General features: G+C 61.4%; 10 protein-coding genes and 2 pseudogenes. 6 read left to right on the top strand and 6 right to left on the bottom strand.

Annotated features, from left to right (window positions below):
- The first annotated feature begins 24 nt into the window (after nucleotides 1-24).
- Complete coding sequence (locus tag FZ934_RS11895; protein WP_153271236.1) at nucleotides 25-1,068, top strand: substrate-binding domain-containing protein; 1,044 nt, start codon at nucleotides 25-27, stop codon at nucleotides 1,066-1,068.
- Nucleotides 1,069-1,141: 73 nt separating this feature from the next.
- Complete coding sequence (locus tag FZ934_RS11890; RefSeq protein WP_153271235.1) at nucleotides 1,142-2,341, top strand: acyl-CoA dehydrogenase family protein; 1,200 nt, start codon at nucleotides 1,142-1,144, stop codon at nucleotides 2,339-2,341.
- A gap of 278 nt (nucleotides 2,342-2,619) precedes the next feature.
- Here FZ934_RS11890 and FZ934_RS11885 read toward each other — a convergent pair whose 3' ends face one another.
- The 4 genes from FZ934_RS11885 to FZ934_RS11870 all read right to left on the bottom strand — a co-directional run bounded on the left by FZ934_RS11885 (nucleotide 2,620) and on the right by FZ934_RS11870 (nucleotide 6,043).
- Complete coding sequence (locus tag FZ934_RS11885) at nucleotides 2,620-3,837, bottom strand: SfnB family sulfur acquisition oxidoreductase (protein WP_153271234.1); 1,218 nt, start codon at nucleotides 3,835-3,837, stop codon at nucleotides 2,620-2,622.
- Nucleotides 3,838-4,003: 166 nt separating this feature from the next.
- Nucleotides 4,004-4,243 (bottom strand): tautomerase family protein, encoded by a 240-nt coding sequence (locus FZ934_RS11880; RefSeq protein ID WP_153271233.1) that lies wholly within the window; start codon nucleotides 4,241-4,243, stop codon nucleotides 4,004-4,006.
- An 18-nt stretch (nucleotides 4,244-4,261) separates the two neighbouring features.
- Complete coding sequence (locus FZ934_RS11875; protein ID WP_153271232.1) at nucleotides 4,262-4,975, bottom strand: SDR family NAD(P)-dependent oxidoreductase; 714 nt, start codon at nucleotides 4,973-4,975, stop codon at nucleotides 4,262-4,264.
- 141 nt (nucleotides 4,976-5,116) lie between these two features.
- Complete coding sequence (locus FZ934_RS11870) at nucleotides 5,117-6,043, bottom strand: LysR family transcriptional regulator (protein ID WP_153271231.1); 927 nt, start codon at nucleotides 6,041-6,043, stop codon at nucleotides 5,117-5,119.
- 182 nt (nucleotides 6,044-6,225) lie between these two features.
- On the opposite strand from FZ934_RS11870, the pseudogene FZ934_RS11865 reads away from it, so the two are divergent.
- From FZ934_RS11865 to FZ934_RS11855, 3 genes and pseudogenes are all read left to right on the top strand, one after another.
- A pseudogene (locus tag FZ934_RS11865) lies at nucleotides 6,226-6,701 on the top strand (BON domain-containing protein).
- Between the two features lie 127 nt (nucleotides 6,702-6,828).
- Nucleotides 6,829-7,533 carry a GntR family transcriptional regulator gene (locus tag FZ934_RS11860; RefSeq protein WP_153271230.1) on the top strand — a complete coding sequence of 235 codons (705 nt, stop codon included), beginning with the start codon at nucleotides 6,829-6,831 and terminating at the stop codon, nucleotides 7,531-7,533.
- Nucleotides 7,534-7,655: 122 nt separating this feature from the next.
- Nucleotides 7,656-8,618 (top strand): dihydrodipicolinate synthase family protein, encoded by a 963-nt coding sequence (locus FZ934_RS11855; RefSeq protein WP_153271229.1) that lies wholly within the window; start codon nucleotides 7,656-7,658, stop codon nucleotides 8,616-8,618.
- A 125-nt stretch (nucleotides 8,619-8,743) separates the two neighbouring features.
- Here FZ934_RS11855 and FZ934_RS11850 read toward each other — a convergent pair whose 3' ends face one another.
- Both FZ934_RS11850 and FZ934_RS11845 read right to left on the bottom strand, forming a co-directional pair.
- Nucleotides 8,744-9,376: a hypothetical protein gene (locus tag FZ934_RS11850; protein ID WP_153271228.1), complete on the bottom strand. Its 633-nt coding sequence runs from the start codon at nucleotides 9,374-9,376 to the stop codon at nucleotides 8,744-8,746.
- A 72-nt stretch (nucleotides 9,377-9,448) separates the two neighbouring features.
- Nucleotides 9,449-10,482 (bottom strand): annotated as a pseudogene (locus FZ934_RS11845) (Ldh family oxidoreductase).
- A 147-nt stretch (nucleotides 10,483-10,629) separates the two neighbouring features.
- Here FZ934_RS11845 and FZ934_RS11840 point away from each other — a divergent pair.
- Nucleotides 10,630-12,147, top strand: coding sequence for an aldehyde dehydrogenase (NADP(+)) (locus FZ934_RS11840; RefSeq protein ID WP_153271227.1), 1,518 nt, complete (start codon nucleotides 10,630-10,632; stop codon nucleotides 12,145-12,147).
- Nucleotides 12,148-12,174: the final 27 nt, after the last annotated feature.

The following is a 12,174-nucleotide window of genomic DNA, read 5'->3' as shown; positions in this document are numbered from 1 at the left end:
TCGATTGTTTAGAGGAACGCGACGATGAAACTTCTTCTGCGGCTGGCCCTGAGCGCTGCCATTCCACTTTTCGTATCCCAGGCAGCTTTCGCCGGCGGTGTCAGCGGTGCGCCCGCTCCATTCGACAAGGGCGGCGTCAAGATTGCTCTGATCAGCTATATTTCCGCTGGCGACTTCTTCCAGTCGTACCAGGCCGGCGCCGAGGCTCAGGCGAAGTCACTCGATATCGATCTGCGCGTCTTTCCCGGACGCCAGGATGCTGCCCAGCAGCGTGAACAGGTGCTGCAAGCCATCAACCTCGGCGTCTCCGCCATCGTGATCGATCACGGCCTGCCGGAGTCTCTCGGTGACGTTGCCCAGCAGGCGCTCGACAAGGGCATCAAGGTCGTCGCCTTCGACGTGAACCTCAACAATCCAAAGATCCCGCAGGTCGAACAGAGCGACCATGAACTTGCGAAGCTCGCGCTCGAACAGGCGGCAAAAGACAACGGCAAGAGCTTCGTGGCGGGCTATGCCTACGTCGCCGGATTTGCACCACTCGATCGCCGCAATGAGGTCTGGGAAAAGTTCAGATCGGAAAATCCTGGTGTCGTCGAGAAGGCCCGCTTCGGCGTCGTGAACGATACGACGGCGACTTCCACGGCCGACCAGGCCAAGGCGGTGCTCTCGGCCAACCCCGATATCACGGTTGTCTTCGCGCCCTATGACGAGTTCGCGCGTGGCGTCAAGCTCGCGGCAAATGATCTCGGCATCGCGAAGAAGCTGAAGATCTATTCCGCTGACGTCTCGACCGCCGATATCCAGGAGATCACCGAAGAGGGCAGCCCGTGGGTCGCGACAGTTGCCACCAATCCGGCGGTCGTCGGGGCGGTCTCCGTGCGGGCTGCGGCACTGCAGGTCGCAGGGCAGGATCTTCCTCACCAGATTACCGTGAAGCCGACGCTGCTGACCCAGGAGAGCCTGCGCGCTGCCGGCGTCAAGACGATCGAGGAACTGGCCCAGAAGGTGCCGGCCTTCAGCGTAAGCGACGCGGCGACCGCAAGCTGGATTCCGGACAAGCTTTTCTAAGCGGCCTGCCTCGACCAGCCGGCGGGAGCAGCGATGCCCCCGCCGGCATCTTTTCAAAAATGGAGTTCCGACCATGAGCCAATCCAACGTGCTCTTTGCCACCAATCGCAACACCAGCCGGGAGGCTCTTTTCGCGCGCGCTGAGGAGATTTCCGCCGATCTTTCCAGGCGGGCTGCCGAGCTTGATCGCGACGGCCAGCCGCCGCTTGCCGAGATCGTCAAACTCAAGAGCGCCGGCCTCCTGAACGCATTGCACGCACCCGAAATCGGTGGCGGCGGACTGGACTGGGTGGACGGCCTGAAGCTGGTGCGGATCCTCGCACGTGGCGAGAGTTCCATCGCGCAGTTGCTCGGCTATCACTTCGTCAACAGCCAGTTTATCTACTGGGCGCTCGACGAGGTGAGGGCCCGAGTGCTTGGGAGCGAGACGGTTGCCAAGAACCTTTATTGGGGCGCCGCCGTCAATCCGCGCGATCCCGGTCTGGTACTGACGCGACGCGGCAGCGGCTATGTGCTCAACGGTCGCAAGTCGTTTTCCACTGCGGCGCATGTCTCTGACTACATCAATGCGAATGCAAACCTTGACGGCAAGATCGTCGGTTTTGCGGTGCCGACAAGCCGCCCGGGCTATACCGCCAACGACGACTGGGACAATTTCGGCCAGCGTCTTTCCGATAGCGGCAGTGTCGAGTTCCACGATTTTCCCGTTTACGAGGAGGATTTCGTCGGAGCGCCGGATGCACCGCCGCCGGTGCTTGCGACCTTCAACACGCCGCTGATCCAGCTGGTTTTCGTCAATTTCTACCTCGGCACTGCCGAAGGGGCATTGCAGGAGGCACTCAACTACGTGCGAACGACGACGCGGCCGTGGGTTACATCAGGCGTCGAGCGCGCTGCTGACGATCCGTATATTCTCGAGCGCATCGGCGAGTTCACGGCTGCGTTGAAAGCGTCGGCAGCCCTGGCGGACAGTGCGGCGGCGGCCGTTCAGGCAAGTCTTGCCCGAGGCCAGCACGTTACGGCACGCGAACGCGGCGAGGCGGCGGCGGAAGCCTATGCGGCCAAGGTGAACGCGACGCATGTTTCGCTCGACATCACGTCACGCGTCTTCGAACTGACGGGCGCCCGTTCGACAGCGGAGCGATATCGCTTCGATCGCTACTGGAGAAACGTTCGGACGCACACGCTGCACGATCCGGTCTTCTACAAGGCCAAGGAGGTCGGCGAGTTCGTTCTGAACGACAAGGTTCCCGAGGTCAGCCTCTACAGCTGAGGCACGTCATTCCCAACAACACAAAACCCCGTTCCCGGGCCGGGAATGGGGTTCAGCTGTTGATAAAACCTCGGGCGTATCACGGTGGATGCTCTATCCACCGTCACCCCGGCCGATGAGCCGGGTCCAGCGCGCGCAAGTCCTTGCGTGCAAAGAAGATCTTTCGCACCGCTGACGCGGCGCCGCTGGATGCCGGCTCAAGGCCGGCATGACGAAGAAACAGATCGTTTAACCCCATTTCCGGTCCGGGAATGGGGTTTTGTTTTGGCTGAGTTTTTTTAAAGCGCGCCGCTCTTCGGCGGTATGACGCCATTCAGATGGTAGTTGCCGACGACGTGGTGCTTCCAGCGCACGGGATCGTGCAGCGTATGGGTTCGCGCGTTACGCCAGTGGCGATCGAGATTGAGATCGAGCTTCACCGACGCGGTGCCGGCAAGCTCGAAGAGCGCGTTGGTCGCTTCAAGGGCGATCTCGGTCGTCAGAACCTTTGCGGCCGCCACAGCAAGCGACGCGTCCACGACGTTTTCTTCCGTGGTGTCGATCTGTGCCACGTCGACCTTGCGTCCGGCCCGCTCGACGGTTGCTAGAGCGGCTTCCAGCCGGACGGCGAGCTGGCCGACCTTGGCGATCGTCAACGGGTCATCCGCAGCATTGTCGACGCCGCTGTTCGTCCAGGGGCGCGACTTGGTCCGAACGAAATCCAGGGTTTCCGCAAAGGCGGCACGGGCGATCCCGAGGTCGATGCCCGCATGAATGATCTGTCCGACCGAGCCGATGGTCGTCGGTCGCTCGAACCCCTTGTGATGATGTACGACCGAATCCGCGTGGACGTAGACATTGTTGAGCAATGTCGTGCCGCTGCCGGTCACGCGCTGGCCGAAGCCATCCCAGTCGTCGATGATTTCGACGCCTTCCGTGCCCTTCGGCACGAAGGCCATGACCAGACGCTCTTCTTCGTCGAGTGCGAAGACCGTGATCCAGTCGGCGAAGAGAACGCCCGTCGAGTAGTATTTGCTGCCGTTGACCCGATAACCGATGCCGTCACGGGTGATGCGCGTGTTGTAGTGGCCGACGGTCTTTGTCCCGCGCTCCGAGAGGGCGTTGCCGAACCGGTCGCCGGCGAGCGCGCGGCCGAAATAGTAGCGCTTCTGTTCCTCGGTGCCATCAGTGCGCAAGGCCTCCAGAATATAGAAATGGTTCTGGGGGATCTGGCCGATCGATCCATCGGCTTCGGACAGGATGGCCGTGATCTCGGCCAGCACGGTATTCGAGACGTCGAGGCCGCCATACTGCTCCGGCACGGTGATGCCGAGCAGGCCGGACTGTGACAGCGCGTCCAGTTCCGCAAACGGCAGAAGCCGTTCCTTGTCCCGTCGGGAGGCACTGGCCTTGAAACGTTGGGCAAGCGCCCGCGCAGCGGCGATCGCTTCATGTTCGTTGTCCAGCTTCGCGGTCGCTATCCGATCCGGCGTGATGTGGTGCAGCTGCGCATTCATAGGTGACTCCCGTTACTTTTCAGGCGTCACGATGCAGCATTCATCCGGCATCTGCGAGAAACGGCTTTTCCTTTTTGGCCAGTCTCTCCGGCATTTATTTCTTTGTCTATAGAAATAATAAATAACCCGCTGCCTCGGAGGCAGCGGGTTAACGTCGACGGTGGTGTCAGGATTTAGCGGCGGCGGCTCTTTGCTTCCGGTATTGGACCGTTGGCAGGCCACCCCATCCCCAGTTGTCGAGATCGACTTCTTCGATCACCACATAAGTCGACTCCAGCGGCTTGTTGAGGACGTCGAGCAGGACCTGGCTGACGCCCTTGATGATGGCCGCTTTCTCCTCGGCGGAGACCGAGCTACGATCCGGCGTCGTACCTTCGCGAGTGACCTGGACAGTTACGATAGGCATTACGATCTCCTTCCGTGGTTACCAGCGGCCGGCGTTCTGGCCGCCATCGACATGCAGGATTTCGCCGGTGACGAAGCCCGCGCTTTCAAGATAGAGGACGGCATCAACGATATCCCGGATTTCGCCCATGTGGCCAACCGGATGCAGGGCGGAAAGGCCTGCGTGGGTTTCCTCCGGGTGCATCGGGGTCTTGATGATGCCGGGGGACACGGCATTCACACGGATACCGCTCTTGGCATATTCGATCGCCAGCGATTGTGTCACCGAGTTCAATCCGCCCTTGGTCAGCGCGGCAAGGGCTGCGGGAACGCCGGCGATCGGCTGGTTGACCAGGCTCGTGGTGATGTTGACGATATGGCCTGAGCCCTGCTTCAGCATCTGAGCGGCGACACGCTGGGTAATGTGGAAGAAGCCAGCGACGTTCACGCCCATGTTGTGATCGTAGTCTTCCTGCGTGAAGTCCACGAAGGGCTTGGCGAGAAAGACGCCGGCGTTGTTGACAAGCGTGTCGACGCGGCCGAAACGCTCGATGGCTTCGCGAACGGCGCGCTCCGCCGTTTCCGGCTTGGCGATGTCGCCGGCGACGGCAATCACGCCCTTGTCGGCACTTTCGCTGATCGAGCGCGAGGTGGCGACGACGCGGTAGTTCCGATCCCTGTAGGCCTGAACCAGTGCAGCGCCGATACCCTGCGATGCGCCGGTGATGATAGCGACCTTCTGTTCCGTGCTCATGATATGATCCTTTCAAGGTGCGGCGGTCTGTCGAGACCGTCCCCAAGCCCTCGGCGTTGGTGCACCTGATTTAGATCCATCCGCATGGCGAGAGAATTGCCACGCATTGAACGACAATCATCCGAAATTCGGCATAATCAGTTAGAATGACGCTTCGGAAGCCATTCGCGCAAACTCCGACCGCAGGCGAGGCACCGCAAAATCGACGAACGTACGCACTTTCGGAACGGACATGCGCCCCTGTGGCGCCAACAGATGTGCGGGCAGGGCGGGGTGCTCCGCCTCGGGCAATACGATCTTCAAGCGGCCTTCGCTGACATACCGCGCCACATGGTACGAATAGAGACGCGTGATACCCACGCTGGCCGCAGCTGATGCGGCTGCCGAGCGCACGCTGTTGACGATGTACCGGGGCGTGAAGTGGACGGTGCGGGCAATGCTTGAGCCCGGAGACGGGGTGAAGCTCCAGGAATCGAGGCCGAAATTGCTGAAGGCGACGATCTCGTGTGTCGCCAGATCTGACGGCTCTTCGATTGGGGAATGCTTGGCGAGATAATCAGGCGAGGCGACGATGACGCGCCGGACGTCGCCGCCGAGCCTGGTCGAGATGTGTGACGAATCCTGCAGTTGGCCGATGCGGACGGCGAGATCCACGCCTTCATCCACGAGGTTCACAAAGCGGTCGAGCATGAGGAGGCGGACAGACACGGCTGGATGCAGGCCGAGGAATTCGTCCACGATCGGCCGCAAGATTTCCTCGCCGAGGATCGGCGGCGCGGAAATGCTGAGGGTGCCGCGTGGCGCAGACCGTTCTCCGGCGGCCAGAATGTCCGCCTCCTCGAGATCGACAAGCACGCGCCGACAGGCAGCCAGATAGCGCTGACCGGCCTCGCTCAGCTTCAGGGTTCGGGTGGTTCTGTGCACCAGTTCCACGCCCACATGCGCTTCCAAGAAGCCGAGTGCGCGGCTGACGGCGGTCGGCGATCGTTTCAATGTGCGGGCAGCGCCGGCAAGGCTGCCCTCGTCGATGGCGGTGACAAAGACTTTCATTGCGTCGATGCGATCCATTCTGCCGTTCCTCGGTATAGTCGTGATGGAAGTTCGACTATTGCTCCGAATTCGGAATGGCGCAACGAGCCGGACAGCGAGGCGATCCGGAAGCTATCCGAAAGTCTGGCGGCGTGACGCCGAACAATTCAGGGACCGATGAGTTTCTCTTTTCGACAGTGCAACGGAACGGAGAAACCGAGATGGCCAAGGACAAGGACGACCTATCCCGCGAGGAGGATTATCGCGACTTCGAGGAACGGGATATCGAAGAGGGCTGGCCCTATGCGGATAAGGGCCGAACCCGGGTGCTCCCGCCAACCGGCCCTATGGTGCCGAAGATGCTACCGGCAACAGCGGTTTTCGCATCGATGGCGTCGATGATAAGGGCAACGAGAACGGTTTGAGAGACAGTCTTCGCCCCGGAATGATCGACCGAGAGGATAGCGACGAGTTGGAGGCCAAGGTGACCGATAATCTCGAGAACATTCCTGATGTCGACATCGACAGCATCGATGTGCATGCGGAAGGTCATACGGTCACGCTGGAGGGGCATGTTGAAACGATCGGCATGGCCAGAAAGGTCGAGCTTGCGGCGCTCGCTGTCGATGGCGTGCATCACGTCAGGAACAACATCGAAACGACTGGCGTCGATTCTCGTATCCCCAACGAAGATTGACGGTTCTCGATCGGTTAGACGCAAAATTTCGCCGGAGTGGGTGGATACGCCCCGATATCTCGACGAAATCTGTTGATCGGGCGAAGATCGGAACTTACTCGATGTTGTCGAGATAAGGATTCGCCCGATGACCAACACCGATGCAAGTTTTCCCCCTGAGCGCAAACGCGGTTCCGGCGTGAAGGTGGTCTACGAGGTCCTGCGCGACGAAATTCTCGATCTGGTGCTGCCGCCCGGCAGCCCGATCGATGAGTTGCAGTTGGCGGAACGTTTCAAGATGTCGCGCACGCCGATTCGTGAAGCGCTCGTGCGGCTCGCCGGCGAGGGGTTGATCGATACGCTTCCCAATCGATCGACGATGGTGGCGAACATCGACTTCCTCAACATGCACACCTTCTTCGACGCGCTTGTTCTGATGTATCGCGTCACGACGAAGCTCGCCGCCCAGTATCATCGCCCCGAGGATATTGCCATCATCAGGGCGCATCAGGCCCGGTTTGCCGCTGCTGCCGAAGCGCAGGATGCGCTTGCGATGATCGCGACCAACGCGGCGCTTCATTCGGCGATCGCCGATGCTGGCCGAAATCCCTATTTCACCGGGCTCTTCAATCGCTTGCTCGATGAAGGCCGGCGGATACTCCGGTTGTACTACCAGTCCTATGGTGACCGCCTGCCGAAGCAGTTCGTCGACGAGCACGAGGACATGATCGCCGCCATCGCCGCCCGCGACGCCGAGACCGCGGACCGCTTGGCGAAAGTGCATGCCGAGCAGATTGTGAAACAAATTCAGACGTTTTTCTCCAGAAACGAGCGCATCGACATCGCCCTGTGAGGGGCTGTCGATTTTTTGTCGACAAATAAAATACAAGACGCTATTGTGTCTCTCGAGGGCACGGCTCCCGCGTGGGCTTATAGCCACGGCGATGTCAGTCCATTCGGCCAACAGGAGTTAGCATGAAAGCCAAGATTTTCTCCGGTGTCATTCCGGCATTGATGACGCCTTGCAAGGAAGACCGCAGCCCGGATTTCGAGGGTCTGGTCCGCAAGGGCAAGGAACTTATCGCTCAGGGCATGTCGGCGGTCGTCTATTGCGGCTCGATGGGCGATTGGCCCCTTTTGACGGACGCCCAGCGCATGGAAGGCGTCGAGCGCCTCGTTAAGGCCGGCGTACCCGTCATCGTCGGCACTGGCGCCGTCAACACGGCTTCTGCCGTCGCCCACGCTGCCCATGCGCAGAAGGTTGGCGCGCAGGGCCTGATGGTCATCCCGCGCGTTCTCTCCCGCGGTTCGTCGGTTGTCGCCCAGAAGGCGCATTTCAAGGCGATCCTGGCGGCGGCTCCCGACCTTCCTGCCGTCATCTACAACAGCCCCTACTACGGCTTCGCGACCCGCGCCGACCTGTTCTTCGTGATCCGCGCCGAGCACCCGAACCTAGTCGGCTTCAAGGAGTTCGGCGGTCCTGCCGATATGCGTTATGCGGCCGAGTACATCACCAGCCAGGACGATGGCGTTTCGCTGATGATCGGTGTCGATACGGCCGTTTTCCACGGCTTCGTCAACTGCGGCGCGACCGGCGCGATCACCGGCATCGGCAACGTTCTGCCGAAGGAAGTGATCCATCTCTGCAATCTGTCGCAGGCAGCCGCCAAGGGCGACGTCGATGCACGTCAGCGCGCCCAGGAACTGGAGCAGGCCTTGGCGGTTCTGTCGTCCTTCGACGAAGGCGCCGATCTTGTTCTCTATTTCAAGCACATGATGGTGCTGAAGGGCGACAAGGAATACACGCTGCACTTCAACGAAACCGACGCGCTGACACCTAGCCAGCGTGGCTACGTCGAAGCCCAGTTCGAGCTTTTCAACACGTGGTACGCCACCTGGAGCAAGCTCCCGGGCGCCGTCGAAGCCTACAAGGCCTAAGCCTTCAGGCAACGAAAAGGGGCCGGCCGTTTTGGCCTGCCCTATGGATAAGCATCGGCCGCAAATGAACTTTTGCGCCGATGCTTTCAGTCAAATTCAGAGCGGCATTAGGCCTTCGCAGCCTGCTATCCGCAGGAGAATTCTAGGCCGAGGCGCGGTTCGGAGCTCTTGTCTGCCGGAGTAAATCCGACGTCGCTGCCACGTTCCTCCGATCTGATCAGCCCAAACTTCCCGAGATAGACGAGGTTTTCGTAGTATCTCGAACTGAGCGGCAGTGACGGGAGCGTCCCCTGCTGGTCTGCCTCGATATAGTTGAACAGGTGCTGCGCTCCGGGGTCCAGCGCTTCAATGCGCTCGTGCCCTATCCGTTTTGAAAGCTGCATGCCGAGTTCGGTATGGGTGGGGATGTCATCGGGGTTGCACGATGATTTCAGATATCCGGATGACGGCCTGAACGTGAAAAGCTTATAGCCCAAGCCAAGATAATAGGTTGCGCCGTCGACGGAACGGTAGAGCGCGAGCCCTGAGTTGTATGGCTTCTTCCATATGTCGATCGATCCGCTCGATGGTCCCGATACCGACGAACCCGTACGCGCGAAGCTGAATTCCTGATCCATGCCGAAGCCCCAGGTCATCGTGTAGGTCAGATCGTATCCGGTTGGTTCCAACCCGATCGTTGTCGACCGGGTCATCTCAAGCGTCCAGAAGCTGTAGCCCGCGCTGGCCAACGACAGGCCTATGACCAAGAGCAGTCGCATGCGGTCCCTCGCTCGGTTGCCAGGAACCTCGCTTTCCTGCGAGGCCCGCGAACGTCTTTTCGTGACTGGCCTTCAGGCGATGGCGTCGAGGCCGAGTGCCTCCAGCCGATCGAGTTGCGCGACCTCCGCTGCCGTCAAAGCAATGCCGTTGGCAACCGACTTCGAACGTGCGGCATAGCGGCGCTCGGAGGGCAGGCGGGCGCCCTGGCCGACGATCGCCTCGAACAGCAGCTCGGCGCGCGCAAAGGGATCGCCGCTGCGGCCGGACGCAAAGGCCTTTGGCGAAAAGGCGAGGATGAGTTCGCCGTGCCGCGGCGCGAGCGTCGTCGTGCCGAGATAGTCCAACACCTCGGGCTCGTCAGATCGCCGATCATGATGCCGGCAAGCAGCTCGATCATCGTTCCGATCGCAGATCCCTTGTGTCCGCCGAAGGGCAGCATGGCGCCCGCGAGCGCCTCCTGCGGATCGGTCGTTGCATCACCGTCGGCATCGATCGCCCAACCCTCGGGGAGAGGCTTGCCGGCGCGTCGATAGAGCTCGATTTCACCGCGCGCGGCGACCGAGGTCGCGAAATCGAAGACGTATGGCGACCCGTTCGGACGCGGCCAGCCGAAGGCAAGAGGGTTGGTACCGAGCAGCGGCTTGTTGCCACCTGTCGGAGCCACCGTAGCGTAGCTCGGGCACATGACGAGACCGGCAAGGCCCTGCGCCGTCACGGCTTCAACCTCTGGCCACAAGGCGGAGAAGTGTGTGCAGTCATTGATGACAAGTGCGGCCAGACCGGACTCCCGAGCGCGTTCGACCAGCGCCGACAGGCCGAGTTCGAATGCGGCGTTGGCAAAGCCGCCCTTCGCGTCGACGCGAACGATCGATGAATGCTCCTGTTCCAGCAGAACCGGGAGGGCATCTGCGCTGACCTTGCCAGCCTTGACGGTGCGCAGGACGCCCTCGATCCGGTAGATGCCGTGCGACTTACAGGCGTCACGTTCGCCCGCGATGATGACGCGCGCGATCGCGCCGGCTTGAACGGAGTTGAGGCCTGCCTTGGCGAAGATCGCTTCGACGCGCTGCTGCAGGGCTTCGACGGTAATGGGGAGGTCGGTCATGACATGCCTTTCTCAAGCGCCATTCTGCCGGAGACGGCGCGATTGAATTCTGAATACATAAAGTATACAAGGAAATCGCAAGTGCAATTCGGCTATGAACCGATTCTCGCTGAAACGCGCCAAAAGATACAGAGAAAGGATCGGCTTATGGTCTTCGTTCCCACAGGAAAACACCTTGTCGCAGGCGAATGGCTGGACGGGGAAAGCACTTTTCAATCCTCACCCGCTCATGGCCCGTCGCATAGCTTTGCCGCCGGCACTGTCGAGCACGTAAACCGTGCGTGTGAAGCCGCCGAAGACGCCTTCTGGACATACGGTTACTCCACGCGCGCCGAGCGCGCCGCGTTCCTCAGAGCGATCGCCGAGGAAATCGAAGCCCGCGCCGAAGCCATCACCGAAATCGGCAGCCAGGAAACCGGTTTGCCGGAAGCGCGCCTGCAGGGCGAACGCGGCCGCACGACCGGCCAGCTGCGGCTTTTCGCAGATCACATCGAGAAGGGTGAATACTTGGACCGCCGTTTCGATCAGGCGCTGCCGGATCGCCAGCCGGCGCCGCGCCCGGAAATCCGCCTTCTGCAGCGGCCGATCGGTCCGGTGGCGGTATTCGGTGCCTCGAACTTCCCGCTCGCCTTCTCCACCGCCGGCGGCGATACTGCTGCTGCGCTTGCCGCAGGTTGCCCGGTCGTTGTGAAGGGTCACTCCGCGCATCCGGGCACCGGCGAAATCATCGCGCAGGCGATCGATGCCGCCATCCGCCGCACCGGCGTTCATCCGGGCGTTTTCTCGCTGATCCAGGGCGGTAGCCGCGACGTTGGCCATGGCCTGGTCAAGCATCCGCGCATCAAGGCGGTTGGCTTCACCGGTTCGCTCGGCGGCGGTCGCGCCCTGTTCGACCTTTGCGCCGCACGTCCGGAGCCAATTCCGTTCTTCGGCGAGCTCGGCTCGGTCAATCCGATGTTCCTGCTGCCGGAAGCCCTCAAGGCGCGCGCCGAAACGCTCGGCCAGGGTTGGGCGGGATCGCTGACGATGGGTGCCGGCCAGTTCTGCACGAACCCGGGCATCGCCGTAGTCGTCAAGGGCTCCGATGCCGACCGCTTCACGGCTGCGACCGTCGAAGCACTCGGCAAGGTCGCTCCGCAGACGATGCTGACCGACGGTATCGCCAAGGCGTACCGCGACGGGCAGGAGCGCTTCTCGACGCGCAACACCGTCAAGGCGCTGCTAACGACCGAGTCGTCCGACCGCAAAGCCTCGCCGAACCTCTATGAGACGACAGGCGAGCAGTTCCTCGCGGACCACGCGCTCGGCGAAGAGGTGTTCGGGCCGCTCGGTCTCGTCGTGCGTGTCGACACGCTCGATGAGATGGAGAACCTCGCACGCGGCTTCGAAGGCCAGCTGACGACGACCATCCACATGGATGGCGGCGATCTCGACGCCGCGCGCCGCCTGCTGCCGGTGCTCGAGCGCAAGGCAGGACGCGTTCTGGTGAACGGTTTCCCGACCGGTGTCGAAGTCGTCGATTCCATGGTTCACGGCGGCCCTTATCCGGCGTCGACGAACTTCGGCGCGACCAGCGTCGGAACGATGTCGATCCGCCGCTTCCTGCGCCCGGTTTCCTACCAGAACCTGCCGGAAGGCCTGCTGTCCGAGAATTTCCTCGGCTGATTGCCGTTTGAACATAGGGAGGGCTTT

This window comes from Rhizobium grahamii (genome assembly GCF_009498215.1).
Classification (GTDB): Bacteria; Pseudomonadota; Alphaproteobacteria; order Rhizobiales; family Rhizobiaceae; genus Rhizobium; species Rhizobium grahamii_A.
Note: the sequence above shows the minus strand (reverse complement) of the source record. Positions and strands in the feature narration are given on the sequence as shown.